Below are 19,020 nucleotides of genomic sequence, written 5' to 3' on the forward strand. Positions count from 1 at the left end.
TTTATATTTCTACCAATTAATTTTCAAAAGTATCTCTTTTTTTATAAGTTTGATAAAAAATGCACAATCATATTCTTAAGGAGGATTTACATGTTTTTTACAAAAGAGTGGGAAAAACTTAACGCAGTAGAAACAGACTATATCAAACTATACTATTATGATTTTAAGCCAGGATATGCAGATACGTATCGTACCTACTCATATCATAGAATATGTACCATTATTGATGGTATAAAAAATGTAAGCGTAGATAGAGGTGATAGCTTTACTTATGGTAAAGATGACTTTGTTTTACTATCTCCCTATGCAAAAGTAAATATGAATATCCCTGTAAATACTCGTGCATTGGTATTAGAACTTAGTGATAATTTAATAGATGATGTGAGTAACAAAATATCTATAGAATTAGAAAAAGATGTATCTTTTAATGATATAGATTACCTCCATAGTGGAATGTCTAACTTTATGAAAAACTCCATATTATCTATTAGAGATGTAATAAATACAACAAATAAAGATAAGGATGCTTTTTTCTTTGTAGATTTAGCAGTACAAAAGCTAGCCTACAGTCTTTTAAAAGATAAATGTACTTGCAACTTTATATACAAGGATATACACAATCCAATGAAGGAAGCTATCATACTAATAAAAGAAGGCTATGACAAAGGGATAACTATAGCATATATAGCCGAGAAGCTATATATGTCTTCTTCGTATTTTAGTAATAAATTTAAAAAAACTTTTGGAATAACACCTATACAATATTTGAATAATTATAAAATCGAGCAATCCACTCAAAAACTTAGAACACAAACAGTTAGCGAGGTATCTTATCAATTAGGCTATACAAATGTATCAAACTTTATAAGGCTGTTTAAAAATAAATATGGTATAACACCTAAGCAGTATCAGCTGTCATGTATAAAGCATATGAATTAAACCATTTTTAAGGAGTGTCTCAGTAGACACTCCTTTAGAGTGATGACAAAGTATCAAGATAGCAGACACTCATCATATATTCTTCTTAATACATTATTTCACTTGGTAAAGCTGATAAGCAAACCACTCTCCTTCTATGGGGATAACATTTTCATTTTTTTCTGCAATATTTTCATATATTTTTTCAACTGTCACACCGAATTTACCTTCACCTTGATGTACCTTTAAGCAATTACTTTCACAAGCTCCTCTTACATCAAAATCATAATTACTATCTTTTAAATACTTATTAACCTCATCAATCTTTGGATTGTCATCTTTTATTATAACTGCTAGATTGATTAAACCATCTTTAGCAACTCTTACCCCTTCATCTATACCTTGACTGACCATATCCCCCATATTCATAATGCCGAAGAAAGATGTAGAAAGGTCAAAAGCTTCATTTTTAAAAGGTAAATTTGTAGCATCACACGCCACATAATTGACTTTTAATGATGGATTTATTTTATTTACTTTTAATCTATCATACTTAAGTACTTCATGACTTAAGTCCACACATACAAGATTCATATCGGATGTAAAATTTTCTGCTAAATATGTAAGTAACATTCCCCTACCAGTAGCTATATCAATAATATTCTTTGCTTCCTTAGATTTAATAAGTTCTAATATCTTTTCTTTAGTTAATTGATTAGCATATTTCGCCATCTCAGGTTTCATTGCATCTACTTTTCTATCAAACTCTTCATAATCAATATCCTTATAATAATCTTTCCAGTTGTTCATAAATGTTTGTTCTTCTGATTCTAAATTTACAACACCGTCTTTTATAATCCAAATGTGTTCATCTTTACATATAAGCCTTCCTTCAATAACTTCATCATTTTCTTCTTTAATTATCTCTAATTTTAATTGTTTTTTACATTTTGGACAAACTATCATATTTAAAAAAGATTTATACATAATGCTACCCCCAGTTTTTATTAGAATGTTTTATACTTTATAATTTATGATATCATTTTTATTAAATAAATTCAATTTATTTTTATATTTTATTTAATGTTATTAATGTTTTTATTAATTTTATTGATTTATGATTTGATATCCAATTAAACCATAATAAGTAATAGTCGCAAAAAATTTTGTATGGCGAAATACATAAAAAAAGCCAACAAACAATTTGCTGGCTCATTTTTATTTTATTGTTTACAAATTAAAAATTAATTATTTGTTTTCATATATACTCAATATTTCATCACACATCTGTGATAAACAGAGTATTTCTTTAGATATTGGTTGCATAATTAATTTATTTTTAAATTTTATAGTATCTATCCCAAAGCCATCCTCTAATTTCATTAACTCCTCAGTTATACCTTGCATTTTTGTATAAACTTCAAGGATGTTTCCTATGAAATTTAAATCTGGACAATACTCTATAGCTCTCTTTAGAAAATCTTGTTTATACGCATTGGTAGCACAAATACATAGGTATGTACCATGCTGTCTCCATTGATCTAGATTTTTCTCTGCTATATTATCAAAACTGCCATTTTGAAAACTGTTAGCCCAATCAACAAAAGCTTGTTTACCAAAAGAACAATTATTTGTTTGTGACATGGTTAGCCAATTAGGCACATTCAATATAGTCTTCCTATATACTTCTTCTATAGAAGGGCATACTATTTTTTCTCCAACAAAGATCCAGTGAGCATTTATATACTGACCTGTTTCATATCTTAAAGGTTCTTTATTATCTCCATCTAATATTAACAATACATTCCCATAATCTTCGTAACCACAAATCACCTGATATTCTGCGCCTCTAAGCGTAGTTTTTACAAGTACTGGTATTCCCCTGTCAATATAATTTATTACTTTGTTTATATAATAACTTTTTTTATTATTGATCTCTTCATCAACTATTAATGAAAAATCATAGCCACAAGCATCAAATGCAAGTTTTAGCGTATCAATATCAAATAAAACTTTTGAGCGACAATGATTATACTGCATATAATCATATCCAAAAACTTGTGTAAAAGTATCACCCAAAACTCCCGCAAAAAACCAATAATCATACTCTATTTTTTCATCTAATGACTGCATTAAGTATCTTAAACAACCAGCAAGCATATAATTTTCTCCAAAATGAGCGGTTATTAGATTATGAATATTTTTTAGTTTATTGTTACTAATCCTCTTCTTAATCATAAAGTCACCCTCCTTAATATAATTTTGTTTGTTTATCTTTATTCTTGAAACTTCAAGCTTTTTAATTGATACACTACTCCCTCTATCAGTGGCAAATGATATCGGATAAGTTTGTTCATTATTTTTAGATTGCATATAGGGATAATTTTGACCACAATGACGTATCCTACCATCAATAATAACAACACAATATTTTTCACCAACAATCCAAGTGAGATTAATATATTGTTTCTCTGGTACGTATCCTTTTTCATTAAAACTGTAGCTATTGCCAAACATTGGATCTTTAATTATTAATTGTTCTTTATCTTGCCACCAGTTAAGAATTATACTTCCTTTATTATAATGTAATCTTATATCTGTATTATCTGTTTTGACGATGACATCAACACGAAACGGTATTTTAAATTTTTTTGTAGTAGTAAGTTTGTACCTGTCAATATAACTTTGCATAATCAACTGATTATCAAACATTGAGTAATATGGATATCCAGTAGGTACTAAACTGCTTAAGTCAATTCTCTCTACATCTCCTATAGGATTAGAGTTTTCGATTTGATTGATACTTATATTCTTCTTTAATTTAATAGGCTTAAAGGAAGATACATCTATCATTTTTCTTTTTATAGGTATATATATATTCATCCTTTCACGCGATTCATCTGGCGATATAACTATTTCTCCAAGTGATTCATGTCGTTGTTTGCCATCAGGAGTATAATCTATTTGATAATAAGAATTTCCATCCAAATATTCTACTAATTCATCATGGCAACTCCCTATATCATCATCAACATAAGCTGCTCTCATTGCAAATAATCCACCTTCAAATATATAGTCTACAAATGGACTATTATTTATATAGCTATTATCTATATAAATTATCGCCACACCTTGATAATCTCCAGTTATATTAGAGTTTTGGAATTCAAAAGATTTATGTGCTCCATAATTCCAGTTAATCAAATTGTTGTTATGTGTGAATTCCCAAAAACCATCCATATCAGATACTTGACTATTTGAAGCCTTGGTAAAAGAAGATAAAACACGCATAGTAGGTAATTCTACTATATGCACATCAAAAGGCTTTTTAATCTTTAGTTGGCTTATATGATTATAATCATATTTTTTAACATTATTATTAATATTAAAGTTCAGACGTTCATTAACTTTATTATATAACACAGGAATAACCGAAACATTGTCTATTCCGTTATTGATTAGGGTCTGTAAAAAATCATCTACTATTACACGTATTTTGTATAATGAGTCTAACTCTTCATCAATATTATTTAACTTATCAACAAAAACTTTCACTACAATGCTCATATCTTTGCTCTCATAAATTTTAATAATATCTTTAATTGAAATCTGCATTTTTCTAAGTATCAAAATTTGTTTTAATCTTTCTACAGTATCAGTATCATAGTAACGGTATTTTTCATATTTAATCCTTATGCTCTTTATTAATCCAACTTCTTCATAATACCGTAAACTACGAGATGAAATATCTAATTCTTTAGATAGCTTAGTTATCTTTATTAAATCCATTTGTTTTCACTCCTAGGCATTCACTTATGTTATATATTTTACCACTTGACTGTACGTAAAAGTCAATAATTAGAAATGAAAAAGTTGACAAAATTAAAAATACTAGTAATCTCGTCAACTATTATTATATATTTAATAACACACTATCAATTATTTATTTACTGTTTCTATTTCCATTACCAATCTTACTTATCATTAGAACAATAAACGCCACTACAACCCATAATATTTTAAAGAACGACCCTATACTTATTAAATTTATAGCCCCATTATTATTTCTTTCGGTTTCTCTATTATTAACCTTACAATAAACACTGTTAATTCTGTATTTATATTTATCATTACTATTTCGAACAACTTCTTTAGATAAATTTCCATCTAATCTTACACCACATTTTGGACAAAAAGCATAGCTCTCATTGTTTATTTCATAACTACAGCCACTACATTTCATATAATGTACTCCCTTCGCCTGAATTATATAAAAAACCTTAACAATAATATTTCTACATATTTAGCCATATACCTTTTTTATAAGCTATTTGTTTTCCTTCTATTGTTTGGGCTCAAATATATAGTCCAAAGCTCTCTAGGTTGGGTTCTGAAAAAATATATAAAAAAAGTTAACTAATTCTATCCATTACATACATCTTAAAAACAGCAGTCGGTGTAGCTTTATGATATTAGTTACACCGTTTATTGATACTATTTCCAGAGCCATTTACCGCTGCTTAGGATTACCAGCACCTAATCATCCTATTGATACTACGCCTAGCTATGCTTAAATGTCCCATAGTGTTTTCTTTACCGACTTTCATAGCTTTACCTATTCAATGATGTTAGCCCTTTTCAATAGCTTTCCACCACTGTTTTTAATTTGCTACCTCTACTGGCTTATAAACCAAATCTAATATTGGTGGGGTATCTGATTCGGATGACTTGATTACAAACCAATCACCTGAGTTAGTATATATTCTAAACGTCATTTTATTATCTTGGTCTGTGCTGTTTATATAGTTTTTGATAGCATCTGTAACATCAACTTTTACATAACCATCACTTTGTATGTGAAAATCATTTACGTCTTTGTGGTCATCAAAGTTTTTAGCTATATTACCTGTTAACTCAGTTTCATTCCAGTCTGTAGCATCCCTATCTTCTCTTATATGAATATCTATCTTACTTCCTACGTCTGATACCTTAAATCTTAGGTAAGCTTTTTGTAGTTCTTTGTCTGGAGATTTGTAAGGTTCCATATCAAATTTCATGAATGTACTTTTACCAGTTTTGCCAGAATACATTTCTAGATTATTTATGTTATATTGATCGCTATGATAATTATATTTTTTCTTATCTCTCCATTTTACAAAAGTGTCATCTATTGGTACTAGATTATCTGTATTAACAAGTGGTTTAACTTGTGAACCACTAAAACCTACTTCTTTAAGATGTATTCCTCTATCTCCTTTAAAGTATAGTGTCACCTTATTCCCTTGATATGAGCCATTTAGAGGTATGTGGTACCAATCAGAAAGTCTATCTTGCTTAATCTCAAATACTCCAACACTTGACTCTACACCATCTTTTGTTATTTTTACTTCAAATGGCACAATGTCTTCATATGAGAAGAAATTCAATTTAACTCCATCTATCATTACATCTTTGCTAAAAATTACACTTACATGTTTTCCTTGAATATTTTGACTTTCTGTTCCTGTCCATACGTTTTTATCTATAAACTTTAGTGGATGAGTATCTGGTATATCACTTTTAGCATTTATTATATATTTATTTATCCCTAAATTTTTCGATTTGCTTAAGTAATTGAAGTATGATTTTCCATCTACCTCAGTTACAGTATTCCATGATAGTCCACTATTTTCATAGTTTATTCTGTTTGCCGCATCTACTACATCAACACTTCTATTACCATCCTTATGCTTATCTCCAAAGAAGTAATCCAGTCCAACAAAGTTTACAACTCTATTGGCACCTTTATATGCTAATATTTTATTGTAGTCATTCACCATATCATATATTCTACGTCCATTATTGTTTTGTTTACCAGCCTCAAGGGATCCAGCTTTTACGCCTTCATCTGAAATAGGATCTATTTTTAGTAATCTATGTGGTGCTTCATTAAGACTTTTTATCTGATCATCATTTATATTTATTCTTTCAGCACTAAACTTGTATGGCTTTTCACTTCCTCCTGGTGGATCTGTAAAAGATCCATTATCTGTATTCTTTACATTTGTCCTTGAATCTCCCTTTATTTTATTATAAGTAGGTAATACAATAACTAATCTCTTATTTTGAAGTATCATATCTTTAAGCATTGGCCATTCTTGCATAGATTTTCCATTGAAATTATCTCCTGGGTAAAACATATATTCATGCCTCTTGTCTGTAGCTGTACTATCATCTCCATAGTAATTAGCTACTTGTGATAATAATCCATGTTCATTTAAATTTTCTAAATATTTATCTATCAAATGATAGAATTTATCGTCATTTGTATCTAGATTACCGAAAGCCCCATCATATAAATCACTTACTCTCACTACCATTATTTCATTTGGATTATCATCAAGAAAATCTTTAATATCATTAGATATCTTATTTATAGATGTTCTACCCATAAATCCAATACGATGATAGCATTCTATTATGCTCCAATCCGCATCAATATTTCCTAATACATCCGTCCAATCCCAGGTCGGCTTTTTAGCTTTTCCAAATAGTGATTTAAAACCTTGCCATCCTTTTTCAAAAGCATTCTCAATAAGAGATTTGATTCCGTCAGCAATAGTATCTCCTAGATTCATTCTTGGTCCAAGATCAATATCTATACATCTGATGCCTCTTTTTATTTGATCTTCTATACTGATTCTGTGATTTTCTGTGCATACATTATTGCCTGCACCATCTATATTAAGGTTAAGATCACCTGTCTCTTCTTTGCTTAAGTAGTTAGATACAACTTTTTCGCCATCGAAATCATTAGCGAATGAATTATGAGTAGCTGGCCACAACATTTGATTGAATCTCATATCCAATTGTGCGTATGTCAATAAAAAAGAACCGCCAGATATTTTTGTATTATCATTTTTTTTAGCTAGATTTAAAATTGCACTGTCTATTTGTTCATTAGTCACATCAGTAGCATAATAAGTTTTACAATATTGCTTTATTGTATCATATCTTAAATTGTACATATGTGTGTAAATAGCTTTTTCTATTATTGATCTGTTATCATTATCAGTTGAACTGCTTTCGTTACTCGTTCCAAATGAATAAGTAAATAAATTAAATGCTATAAATCCTAATAATATTGTAGATAAAATTTTACGCATGTTCTTTATGTCCTTTCTTTAAAATGTCTAACACTTTTTAATTGTCTCAATCTAATAATAACTAATTAAGCAAAAGGGCTATGTTCTATTAATCCAAATTTCTAATACTACAGCCCTATTGCTATAATGCCTTAAATTAACTCATATTGCTATTCTAAAATGATAAGTCTACATATTCAACTATAATTTTCGGATGATTTGTAGAGTTATTTCTCAAATAATAAGATTTTCCTTTCTTGCTTGAGTTCATTCTGATGGTCATTTTATTATCAGCGTCATCTCTCTGGAAAAATTCTCTAACTAAATCAGTAATACCAAATTGAAACGCACCGTCGTAGTCATTCAGACGAATAGGACCTCCAGCAAGATGACTTTTGCTGTGTACTCTGTTTTTAAACAAATATTTATGATTATCCCAACGTTTAGCTATATTTCCAGTTAGTGTATCTTGGCACCAATCTATAGCATCGATATCTTCACAAAAAGTCAAGGTTGGTGCAGTCTGAACTCCTCCATATGCTCTAAGATTATATTCAAATTTAGCAGACATCACTCTCTTATCCTCTAATGTAGATAAATCGAATTTTGTAAATGCCGTTCTAGAGTAAGTACTTCCAAGGTTTGAGTTTTTAATTGCAGGAGCAGATGATGGCGAAGAAAAATGCTTCTTTATGTCTTTACCCCATGCAACATAATGAGTGTCTTCTGCTGATATCGTCATTGTTTTTATTGGTCTTTCAACATATTTTATGACCAACTTTGGTGATTTTGAAGTATGTCTAGAGTGCATGTAAAACCAATCTTCTAAATTGTTTACATTATTTTTTACACTATGCAGTCTCAACGTCATATTGTTGTTGTTTACAGGATTATTTAAATAAGATTTTACTCCTTCAGTTATGTTAATGCTATATTTCCCATTAAAAACAGCAGGATAAGTAGCAATTTTTCTTCTGTCTTTATATTTGCAAGCTATCTTTCCTGTCATTGTACTTTCATTCCAATCCCAGTTGTCTCTCATATCCTGAACTATTATATCAGAGGCTGCTTTTGAACTTTTTTGCTCGATTTCAAACTCTAAATGTGCAGACTTTATAGCCTTTTTTGAATTTGAAAAATCATCTGCTAAATCACCCATAGGGAACTTTAAAAATACAGCCCCATCTGGCTTATGTTGAAAAAACTCAAGACGTTGTCTTACTGTGTCATTATATTCATGATTAGTATTACGACTTGCACCAAAGCATACATAGGCATCATGCGAAGGGTATATTGTTTTTTCAATCACCGTTTCACTCGCTCTAGCGAAAGTAGGTATTATAGCACTTATGAATGCTAGTATCAATATAATACTTGTTTTTCTAAAATTCAATTTCATTAATATCATCTCCTGTTTAATAATTTCTAAATCAATTCTGCTTAATTTTCTATAAAACACCCCCTTAATCCATAGTGCAAGCAGAAATAATCTACCCTTAAATTTAGAATAATAGGTGTAGAATAGTTTGATTGTCAAAGTAAATAAATGCAACTATGTAATATTTTCATATATAGGTTGCGTTTGACGAAATTATTTTTTGTCACCTTTTTAAAATAAATATTGTGTATGAATGATATTTATAGTTATTTACACAATGAGAATATCAACATTACCTATAAATATATGAATATAAATATATTTCACAGAATTTTTCAAAATGAATAAAATAAGTATAATTACATAATGTACTTTCAAGGCAGTATTTTAAAATGGTTATAGAGTTTTATAAGTTCTAACTAAAAAGTAAAGGAGGATATTAAAATGGCAGTAAGACACTATGTTTTAATAAGTACAGATGGATTTCAAGAAATAGCAACTCAAACAGTAGTTTGTGATACTTTAAGACGTGAAGTATACGTTTGGGGATTTGTTGGTGGACTTCTAGAAGTTGATGGAAAAATTGTGCCTGAAAATGCATATCTAGACTATAGAAATCCTGCAAATTGGCCAGCTATATTAGCTACAAGAGGTACAGCTAAAATACCATCTCCAATTGTATATGCTGAGGCTGGAGATAAACTATATATAACATTAATTAATGTTGGGTTTAGTCAAATAGCTAATAGACAGAACCATACTATTCATATACATGGTGCGCAAGTAGCAACTACGGTAGATGGTTTTCCAGAAACTAGCCTTAATGTTCCTGTATGGGAACCTGATAGTAGTGGGAATTTTTCAAGACCTCCATCGACAACATATTTGTTTGATTCACCAAATCCCGGTACTTACATGTATCATTGTCATGTACGTGCAGACGACCATATTCAGATGGGTATGTATGGATCTTTGTTTGTTTATCCATCTGTAGAGAGTTTAAAAGATGCTGGCATCGAGCAAGATCCTGATACGAAACAATGGTATTTTAATAACCAATTGCAGCCTCAAATACCAAAAACAGCAACAAACAGAAATTTTGCTTACAATGATATTCATACTTTTTTTGACAAAGAATATGTTTATTTCTTTTCAGATATTGATTACGAGTGGCATCAAAGTCATTTATATGGTTATCCATATAATTCAGTAGACTATAAGCCTGATTATTGGCTTATAAATGGTCGTGCATATCCTGATACTTTATTACCATACCCTAAAGAGCCCGGAAGCGATGTAAGTTATAACGCTTATGTCCATGTATCAGCAGGTCAGAGTTTTTTACTAAGAATGAGTAACCTTGCTTATCAACCAAATCCTTTTCATATACATGGTTTCCACTATTTTATAGCTGGAGAAGATGCACAGCTGAGTCCTTTTCTTAAAATTGCATCTCAAAATAATGATTTTAGTTTGAATTTGGCTCAAAAAGGATTTACGATTAACGTAGCACCAGGTCAGACAAAGGATATTATTGTTCCTACAAGTGATCAACGTGCTCAGTATAGAAATTACATTGTTAATGGACAAGATGGAATCACTTCTCAATGTAGTCAAATGAAGTTTATAAAGCGAGTAAATCCATCAAGCATTGCAAATGTCCCTACAGAACCTGTTAATTGTCCAAATCCTAAAACAATAACTAGTATAGATATTTGCAATCAACCTCCTGGTGATCCAAATGATAATTATTTCCCTCAATTCTATCCTATGCACAATCATAGTGATTATCAAAACACAAATTACGGAAATTATCCTGGTGGTCAAATAGCATTATACCAGGTAGATCCACCAAATAAAATACTCCCTCCTAATTACCCATGTAATAGTGCTATTTTACCTGTTAAAAAGAAATGATAAGTTCACATTTATCCAAGGTAAAGTAATACAAATAAATAGGTTAAGCTTATTCTTAATTTATCAACACTAATCACGCTATCTGATAAACTTTTTAGGTAGCGTGTTTATTAACCTTAATCCTGTTAATTTTTAATAAAACAAGACAATTTTATATTATTACCGAATGTTTTTTCTGTCTTAAATTTCCAATAGTAAATTAACTCCGTCGAGAACAATGTCTTGCATTTACATTTTGCTCCAATTATGTTATGCTTATAGTGCTGTTTGCAATTTAATATTTATTTAGATAACTGTTGTAAAGATGTATACTTATACAAAAGGAGGTAAATTATGAATAATAAAAAATTAATGAGTTTTTTATTAGTAGTTGTAATTCTAGCATCTTTTAATACAGGGGCTTTTGCTATTGATATTATGAATGAGAGTAATAATTTGCAACAAGTAGTTACTCGTACTACTGATACGTACTTAATTTGTGGAAGTAATGCAATTTTATGGAATAAGCCTATATGGGAAGCTGGTTGTAGCAGGATAGGTGTTTTAATCGGTGGGGAGATTGTATATAATTGGGATGAAAAAGATGGTCCTTACATAAAAGTATTTAGTCTTTCACTTGGAGCTGGCTGGGTACATGAAGCATTTTTAATTCCATTAAGTTAATTTTGTACTTAAACTATTAATAGACATTTAGATTCTAATATTGCTTAAAAATTATAATCGGTGTAACTCTCAGAAATGCAGTTACACCGATTAATTAATCGCATTAACTTTAAATAAATTTTGGCTATATCAAACCACTTGTCCTTCATCAATGTTAACAATATGAGTACAACATCTTTTAATCAACTCTGCATCATGAGTTACCACAAATATGCTTTTTCCTAGTTTTTTAAGAAGCTTTATATTTTCTGAAACTTCGACCATGTGTCTGTAGTCTAGACCACTCGTCGGTTCATCAAAAAGTATTATTTCTTTGCTTGAAGCTATAGCACTTCCTATTGCTACTCTTTGTTTTTCTCCTCCTGATAGCGACATAGGATGTAACTCTTTTTTGTCTAGTAAATTTAAACTTTTTAGTATCTTTTCTGCTCTTATTATATCTTTTTGCTCATCTACACCTTCCATGCTAAGTAAAATCTCATCTAATACTCTTTCTGTAAAAAGTTGATGATTTACGTCTTGCATAACCATATAACAAATTTTTTGTCTCTGTTTTGTACTGTATTCCTTGTCATTTATAGATAACTTAGCTCTAAGCGATTTTAATAAACCACATAAACACTTTGAGAAAGTAGTTTTTCCTGCTCCATTTTTACCTATTATGCCTATTATTTCGTTTCTAGGTAGTTCTAGATTTGTTATATTAAGCACTTGTTTTTTATCGTATGCAACTTTAAAATTTTTGAACTTTATTTTATCTTCTATGTTTTCTTCCTTTTTAATATACTTTAATTTATCAAATTCAATTGTATCCAAAGATCGTAGACCAAGCTGTGAAATCCTATCACTAGACATACTAGTAAAATCTGTTCTTGATATATCCATTATAATCTTCCCACTTTTCATATATATAACTCTGTCTACTATATCTATAAGATAATGTAATCTATGTTCCGCAACTACTATTGTTTTACCCTCTTTTCTCCATACCTTGATGACTTCCTTTAAATCATATATTGATAATATATCAAGGTTAGAAGATGGTTCATCTAGCACAAATATTTCAGGACTCATTGCAGCAACTGATGCACATGCTATCTTCTGCTTTTCTCCTCCTGAAAGTGCAAACAAACTTCTATCTAATAATTTGTTCATCTTTAAACTATTATTTATATTGTCTAATCTACTAAGTATTGTATCCATAGGTAGCCCCATGTTTTCACAACCAAATACTATTTCGCTAGTAGTATCAACATTGAAAAACTGAGATCTAGGGTTTTGAAAAACTGAACCTACTTTTTTAGCTGTTTCGTATAAAGGCTGATTTGCTATTTTAATATTGTCAATCAATACCTCCCCTTGTAATTTACCTTCATAAAAATTAGGTATTAATCCATTTATTAATCTAGTAATTGTTGTTTTTCCACATCCTGACTCTCCACATATTAGTACAAGTTCTCCTTTTTTTACTTTTAGGTTAATATTTTTTATGCCATTTCTGATTACTTCATTTTCCTCATTATCATATGTAAAGGAAACATTGTTTAATTCTATCATTTATTACACCACCTCTATAGAAACAAGACCATAAATAAAATTAAAGCTATGCTTAAAAATAACACATCGTATACTCCAAATCCTACTTTTACCACATTAGTTCTTTTTATAGGACTACCCAGCCCTCTTGTTAGTGCTGCTGCAGAAAGCTCATCTCCAATCTTAACTATTGAAGTAAGTAATGGTACCATCCTATATTCTAATAAAGTAGCTGGATTGCGAAAAAATTTCTTTGACCCAAATTGGATTCCTCTCATCCTCATTGCCAACTTTATTGATCTTGATTCTTCTCTTACTGTAGGCAAAAATCTAAACATTACAGCTAATGGTATTATTATATTTTGACTTAAGTGCATTTTCTCCATAGCTGCTATGAATTCGCTAACTTTTGTGCTTGAAATAACATATGCTCCCATCATAAGTCCAGGAAATAGTCTCATTACAAGACCTACTAATAACACTAGTATACCATTGAATACTTGGTTTATATGGATAGCGTCGTGTGATACCTTAGCCCATATAGATAATATAAATATCAAAATATATGATATTGCTAATTTATATTGCTTATTAAACATAAGTAATACAAAAGGTATGAGTGCTATTCCTAGTATTAATTTGACATTGTTATACATGAACATTGTTGTTGTTATAAGAACCATCAATAGTAATTTAGTTCTTGGGTCTAATTTTACTTTAGTATTAGACTGTACTTCATAGTTGTAGTTTCTCATTATGCAATCCCTGCTCTTCTAAAATGTTTTTTAAGCATCTTCTTTCCTAATACACCACCAATCAAAGCCCCTACAAATATTATTCCTAAACCTGCAACACCCATCCATGCCGGCATATATATTCCTAACTGCTCAACGTACTGTTCTCCCATTCCTTCTCTGATATGCTCCATATAAGTATCTGCCATTATCCACATCGGAAGTGTACAACCAATTGCTCCCAAGCTAAAAGTTGCAAACCCTAATAACATACTAGAGAATTTCTCATAGTTTCCAACCCTAAGTATTAATTCTGCTAATAAGCCACTTAATAAATATGATGCTATTGGAGTCCAAGTATATCCTATACTAAACCAGAACAACCCTAAAATTAGTCCCATAATTAAAACCATTCCTCTTTTCTTTACTTTAGTTAAGAACAACATGAATGGTATACCTGTTAAAATTGGTATTACAAATAATGATACTGGGTACAAAATAGGTACAGCTGCCATCATTCCAACCACAAAGAAAATCGCTAAATATATCGCTGTATAAATACCTATGTTTATTAAGTCCTTTGAATTTAATTTGTTATTTTTCATTAAATTACACCCCTTTATATTTTATATCTGCCAACAAGCAGATTTTTCTCTTATTTCAACAAACCTTTTATATATCCCCTCTTCTTTCACAAGTTCACTATGTCTACCTCTTTGGACTATTTGTCCATTATTTAATACTATTATTTGATCAGCATTTTTCACTGTAGACATTCTATGTGCTATAGTTATAAGTGTTTTTTCATAAGTTAATTCTTCTATCGCTTTTAAAAGCTGATTTTCATTTTCTGGGTCTACACTAGATGTTGCCTCATCTAATATGACTATCTTTGCATCTTTTAATATAGCTCTAGCTATTGAAATTCTTTGCTTTTCACCACCTGAAAGCGTCGAACCTCCTTCGCCTATAACTGTATCAAATCCTTCTGGTAACTTGTTAATAAACTCAAGACAGCATGCTTTTTTAGCTGCCAACTCAACTTCTTCTCTAGTAGCATCTGGCTTTCCAAATTTGATATTATTTTCAATTGTGTCATTAAAAAGATAGACATTTTGAAATACCATACTCATATTTGAAAGTAAACTGTCATTTGAATACTCCTTTATATTCTTCCCACCAAATAGTATTTCGCCAGACTGTACATCCCAAAATCTAGCTAACAGATTGCATAGTGTTGTCTTACCACACCCTGAGTACCCTACTATAGCAGTCTTTGAATTTTGAGGTATTTTAAAGCTTACATTCTTGATTACTTCTCTACTCTCGTATGCAAAGCGTATATTCTTTACTTCTATTTCATAGTTATCTGATACAGCTTCGTCATTACTCTTTATTATTGGTATATTAGTTACCTCCTCTATACTATTTAAAGCAGTATCTATTATTCTAAGCAAAAATGCTCCATTACCCATAGTTTCCATTTGTCCATAAACCATAAATGATGAAACTAAGAACATCATACCTATAGCAAAATCTATTGTGCCTACAAATAACATATATGCAGTTATCATAATTACAAAACCACTTGCCACTTCTAATACACCTTTGTATGAACTAACTAGGGTCATAACACTTCTTTCTATTGCTATATGTGCATTTTTATCTTCTTCTAGAACTCCATCTATGCTATCATCTACATCTTGCCCAAACAATCTAACGACTGCTATGCCTTGTATATGTTCTATGACCTTAGTTACCATAGTTTCTTTTGCCTTCGCTCTCCTAGGTGCAAGCTTTATTGTCTTTTTTTTGATAAGCACTAAAATATATGAAGATATTATTATCCCTAATAATGTTATAAGTCCTATCTGCCACCTAAAATAAAATAGTAAAATCGTAATACATATAGCTTGTATTATCCCTCCTATCATATTTTCCACAGCCATCATAGAAAATTTTTCTAACTCTTCTATAGTTGTTGTAAGTGCATTATTTATCTTGCCAAGGTTTTGTTCGTTAAAATAACCCATTGGCGCTTTCTTTAATTTATCTCCAATCTCTAATCTCTTTTCACAAAATACACTATACCCATTTCCACTCATATATATGCTTATAAGCCATTTGAAAATACACTTTCCTACAACGCTAATCATTAATATTAGAAAGCTATTTGTTATTATGTGATTATTTAACTCTTTAAGATTTATTAGTATGTACAATATCCCGAAAATAGACAATGATGTAAATACGGAATACATTAAGCTACTTATTATGCCATAAATTACTCTGGATTTATATGAACCACAAAGTTTTATAATACGCTTTATAGTATGAATCATTTTGACACCCCCTTCTCCTATGCTTCTGCATTTACGACATGACTATTCCACATTTTTTTATATAAACTGCAGTTATCCAATAGCTGTTCATGAATACCTTCATCTGCAATATTCCCACTATCAACAACTATTATTTTATCTGCATTTTTTATGGTAGACAGGCGATGTGCTATTACTATTAATGTCTTACCTTTTATTAATTTATTAATTGCTTCTTGCATAACCATCTCATTCTCTGGGTCAACATATGCTGTAGCTTCATCTAATATAATGGTATCTGAGTTTTTTAATATAGCACGAGCTATAGTTATACGCTGTCTTTCTCCTCCCGAAAGCTTTCCACCAGCTTCTCCTGTATTTGTGTTATAACCATCTTCAAGCTTATTAATAAAATCATGACAGTTTGCTAACTTTGCAGCCTCATAAACTTCTTTATCTGTTGCTGTAGGTTTTCCTATACGAATATTTTCGATAATAGATGTATCAAATAAAAAATTATCTTGAGTAACATAACTAATATTTTTCATTAACTGATTAGCTGGTATGTCTTTTATGTTTTTACCTCCCATATGTATACTTCCACTATCACAGTCCCAGAAACCTGCCATTAATTTTGCAATAGTTGATTTTCCACCTCCTGATGGTCCAACTATTGCTGTTACTCCTTTTTTAAATGTAGTAAGATTTATATCATGCAGTATTTTTTCTTGTCCATAAGAGAAACTTACATCTTTAAAGTGGTATCCACTATCATCTAATTCTACATATTTTTGTGGCCTTTTCTGCTCATCTTTATTTAGAAATTCTTCAACTTGGTCTACACTTTGGTACACCAATGCAAAATCATCAATAAACTGAGTAGCTGCCATTATAGGCCCAGCTATACCAAGTGATAGTATCACACATGTAATAAATGTAGAAAAATCAATGCTTCCTTTCATAAATAAATAAGCTCCAAATGGCAATACAACAATTAATGTAGAAGATATCACTGTATATCCTATAGATGAAAATCCCCAGCACTTTTTCCACCAATCAAGAGTATAATCTCTAAAATACTCTACTGATTTTGTGAATTTAGCATAAGATGTTGCTGATTGATTAAATGCTTTTATTACCTCAATACCATTTACATATTCCACGATAGCATTGTTCATATCATCTGCAGCTCTAAAATGCTCTTGTGATTTTTCCTTGTATCCTATCATCTGTCCCATAAGTATAATAAATCCTAGCGGTATAGATATCAGAGATGCAAGTGCCATCCTCCAGTCATAAATAAATAAAGTAATGATTATCACTATTGGCACGAAAACATTTGATGTCATCTCAGGTAATATATGTGCTAGTGGTTTTTCTAACTTATTTACTATATCTACTACTAACGCTTTAAGTGATCCTGTTGGGGTATCAATCATTACTCCCATTGGAACTTTAGCCATCTTTTTTAAAATCTTTGCTCTTATATTTTTTAATATAGTAAAAGCTATGTCGTGTGAGATCATTGAAGATATTGTTGTGAGTAATACTTTTAAAATCTGACCTATTATAGCAAATATTGCCCATAGAAAAATTATGTTTATTGTTGCTGTTTCATTGTATAGGTTTACCGTAATCTTAGCTACGCTTAAATAGGGAAACATCCCACATAACACTCCAGTCATTGCAAGTACTACAGCTAGTATCATTTTACTCTTGCTTTCTTTGGCAAAGTTAAGTATTTTTATAAAAGTGTTCATATTTCACCTCCTTTATGCTTTCTTAAACCTAAAATCCTAGTACAGCCTGCCAGCCTGCATTAAAAAACTTAACGAGTGTATTTGCATATCTTAATGCATCCTCTAATATATAATCATGAATTACAATCTCAAACAATGATGATAAATATGAATGAATGAGTATGTGAAGTTCTTTTTCGTTTAACTCATTTATAGTAATACCTCTTTTCTTAGCTTCATTTAGGAATTTAATAGTTTCCTTTACCTCAATGTTAACCATGTCATCTACAAATGAACTAAACACAGTACCATCTGAACATGTTAGTAATAATTTAAATGCGTCATAATGTGCATATATTAATTTAACATATTGCTTTACAGTCTCAGGTGACAATTGCCATGCTCTATATAATTCATCACTATTAATTAAATCAAAATATTCATTCTCTGATTCAATATACATATTTTTAATCTCTTTTAAAGCTGGTGATACTAAGCTCTCAAATAATGTAGCCTTATTATGAAAATGTTTATAAAATGCTCCTGTTGTAACATCTGCATCTTTACAAATTTTCCTGAGATTAGTCCTTTCATAACCATAATCTAGAAAATTATTTTTAGCACTATTTAGTATTTTGATATGCGTTTTTTTATAGTTTCTTGACATTATTCCTCCCTTAGATAACTTAG

The 19,020-nt window shown here is 30.2% G+C and carries 14 protein-coding genes; 3 read left to right on the forward strand and 11 right to left on the reverse strand.

Features of this window, described 5'->3' with window-relative positions:
• Positions 1–90: 90 nt before the first annotated feature.
• Positions 91–939, forward strand: a complete 849-nt coding sequence (locus tag P3X86_RS05820) for a helix-turn-helix domain-containing protein (RefSeq protein WP_483291689.1) — start codon at positions 91–93, stop codon at positions 937–939.
• Between the two features lie 93 nt (positions 940–1,032).
• On the opposite strand, the gene P3X86_RS05825 is transcribed toward P3X86_RS05820, so the two are convergent.
• From P3X86_RS05825 to P3X86_RS05845, 5 genes are all read right to left on the reverse strand, one after another.
• Positions 1,033–1,905 (reverse strand): class I SAM-dependent methyltransferase, encoded by an 873-nt coding sequence (locus P3X86_RS05825; protein ID WP_483291690.1) that lies wholly within the window; start codon positions 1,903–1,905, stop codon positions 1,033–1,035.
• A 261-nt stretch (positions 1,906–2,166) separates the two neighbouring features.
• Positions 2,167–4,707, reverse strand: coding sequence for a MerR family transcriptional regulator (locus P3X86_RS05830; RefSeq protein ID WP_483291691.1), 2,541 nt, complete (start codon positions 4,705–4,707; stop codon positions 2,167–2,169).
• 154 nt (positions 4,708–4,861) lie between these two features.
• On the reverse strand, positions 4,862–5,161 hold the full coding sequence (locus P3X86_RS05835; protein WP_483291692.1) for a hypothetical protein: 300 nt from the start codon (positions 5,159–5,161) through the stop codon (positions 4,862–4,864).
• Positions 5,162–5,579: 418 nt separating this feature from the next.
• A complete protein-coding gene (locus tag P3X86_RS05840) occupies positions 5,580–8,063 on the reverse strand; it encodes a DNRLRE domain-containing protein (protein ID WP_483291693.1) in 2,484 nt (827 codons plus the stop codon).
• 154 nt (positions 8,064–8,217) lie between these two features.
• Positions 8,218–9,441 (reverse strand): DNRLRE domain-containing protein, encoded by a 1,224-nt coding sequence (locus tag P3X86_RS05845; RefSeq protein ID WP_483291694.1) that lies wholly within the window; start codon positions 9,439–9,441, stop codon positions 8,218–8,220.
• A 423-nt stretch (positions 9,442–9,864) separates the two neighbouring features.
• Between P3X86_RS05845 and P3X86_RS05850 the strand changes: the two genes are divergently transcribed.
• Both P3X86_RS05850 and P3X86_RS05855 read left to right on the forward strand, forming a co-directional pair.
• Positions 9,865–11,337, forward strand: a complete 1,473-nt coding sequence (locus P3X86_RS05850) for a multicopper oxidase domain-containing protein (RefSeq protein ID WP_483291695.1) — start codon at positions 9,865–9,867, stop codon at positions 11,335–11,337.
• 333 nt (positions 11,338–11,670) lie between these two features.
• Positions 11,671–12,000, forward strand: coding sequence for a hypothetical protein (locus P3X86_RS05855; protein WP_483291696.1), 330 nt, complete (start codon positions 11,671–11,673; stop codon positions 11,998–12,000).
• Between the two features lie 129 nt (positions 12,001–12,129).
• Here P3X86_RS05855 and P3X86_RS05860 read toward each other — a convergent pair whose 3' ends face one another.
• The 6 genes from P3X86_RS05860 to P3X86_RS05885 are packed head-to-tail and all read right to left on the reverse strand — an operon-like array spanning position 12,130 to position 18,997.
• Positions 12,130–13,557 carry an ABC transporter ATP-binding protein gene (locus tag P3X86_RS05860; RefSeq protein ID WP_483291697.1) on the reverse strand — a complete coding sequence of 476 codons (1,428 nt, stop codon included), beginning with the start codon at positions 13,555–13,557 and terminating at the stop codon, positions 12,130–12,132.
• A gap of 14 nt (positions 13,558–13,571) precedes the next feature.
• On the reverse strand, positions 13,572–14,291 hold the full coding sequence (locus P3X86_RS05865; RefSeq protein ID WP_483291698.1) for an energy-coupling factor transporter transmembrane component T: 720 nt from the start codon (positions 14,289–14,291) through the stop codon (positions 13,572–13,574).
• Positions 14,291–14,875 carry an MptD family putative ECF transporter S component gene (locus P3X86_RS05870; protein WP_483291699.1) on the reverse strand — a complete coding sequence of 195 codons (585 nt, stop codon included), beginning with the start codon at positions 14,873–14,875 and terminating at the stop codon, positions 14,291–14,293. Before P3X86_RS05870 ends, P3X86_RS05865 begins: the two co-directional genes overlap by 1 nt.
• Before the next feature lie 21 nt (positions 14,876–14,896).
• Positions 14,897–16,612, reverse strand: coding sequence for an ABC transporter ATP-binding protein (locus tag P3X86_RS05875; RefSeq protein ID WP_483291700.1), 1,716 nt, complete (start codon positions 16,610–16,612; stop codon positions 14,897–14,899).
• 17 nt (positions 16,613–16,629) lie between these two features.
• Complete coding sequence (locus tag P3X86_RS05880) at positions 16,630–18,351, reverse strand: ABC transporter ATP-binding protein (protein ID WP_483291701.1); 1,722 nt, start codon at positions 18,349–18,351, stop codon at positions 16,630–16,632.
• Between the two features lie 28 nt (positions 18,352–18,379).
• On the reverse strand, positions 18,380–18,997 hold the full coding sequence (locus P3X86_RS05885) for a TetR/AcrR family transcriptional regulator (RefSeq protein WP_483291702.1): 618 nt from the start codon (positions 18,995–18,997) through the stop codon (positions 18,380–18,382).
• Positions 18,998–19,020 lie beyond the last annotated feature (23 nt).

The organism is Abyssisolibacter sp. ZYX002, assembly GCF_056892235.1.

What these genes read in the sequence shown, in the direction of transcription:
- P3X86_RS05875 (WP_483291700.1), bottom strand. Translation starts at nt 16,612, where the DNA reads ATGATTCATACTATAAAGCGTATTATAAAACTTTGTGGTTCATATAAA.
- P3X86_RS05850 (WP_483291695.1), top strand. Translation starts at nt 9,865, where the DNA reads ATGGCAGTAAGACACTATGTTTTAATAAGTACAGATGGATTTCAAGAA.
- P3X86_RS05870 (WP_483291699.1), bottom strand. Translation starts at nt 14,875, where the DNA reads ATGAAAAATAACAAATTAAATTCAAAGGACTTAATAAACATAGGTATT.
- P3X86_RS05855 (WP_483291696.1), top strand. Translation starts at nt 11,671, where the DNA reads ATGAATAATAAAAAATTAATGAGTTTTTTATTAGTAGTTGTAATTCTA.
- P3X86_RS05825 (WP_483291690.1), bottom strand. Translation starts at nt 1,905, where the DNA reads ATGTATAAATCTTTTTTAAATATGATAGTTTGTCCAAAATGTAAAAAA.
- P3X86_RS05840 (WP_483291693.1), bottom strand. Translation starts at nt 8,063, where the DNA reads ATGCGTAAAATTTTATCTACAATATTATTAGGATTTATAGCATTTAAT.
- P3X86_RS05830 (WP_483291691.1), bottom strand. Translation starts at nt 4,707, where the DNA reads ATGGATTTAATAAAGATAACTAAGCTATCTAAAGAATTAGATATTTCA.
- P3X86_RS05880 (WP_483291701.1), bottom strand. Translation starts at nt 18,351, where the DNA reads ATGAACACTTTTATAAAAATACTTAACTTTGCCAAAGAAAGCAAGAGT.
- P3X86_RS05835 (WP_483291692.1), bottom strand. Translation starts at nt 5,161, where the DNA reads ATGAAATGTAGTGGCTGTAGTTATGAAATAAACAATGAGAGCTATGCT.
- P3X86_RS05845 (WP_483291694.1), bottom strand. Translation starts at nt 9,441, where the DNA reads ATGAAATTGAATTTTAGAAAAACAAGTATTATATTGATACTAGCATTC.
- P3X86_RS05820 (WP_483291689.1), top strand. Translation starts at nt 91, where the DNA reads ATGTTTTTTACAAAAGAGTGGGAAAAACTTAACGCAGTAGAAACAGAC.
- P3X86_RS05865 (WP_483291698.1), bottom strand. Translation starts at nt 14,291, where the DNA reads ATGAGAAACTACAACTATGAAGTACAGTCTAATACTAAAGTAAAATTA.
- P3X86_RS05860 (WP_483291697.1), bottom strand. Translation starts at nt 13,557, where the DNA reads ATGATAGAATTAAACAATGTTTCCTTTACATATGATAATGAGGAAAAT.
- P3X86_RS05885 (WP_483291702.1), bottom strand. Translation starts at nt 18,997, where the DNA reads ATGTCAAGAAACTATAAAAAAACGCATATCAAAATACTAAATAGTGCT.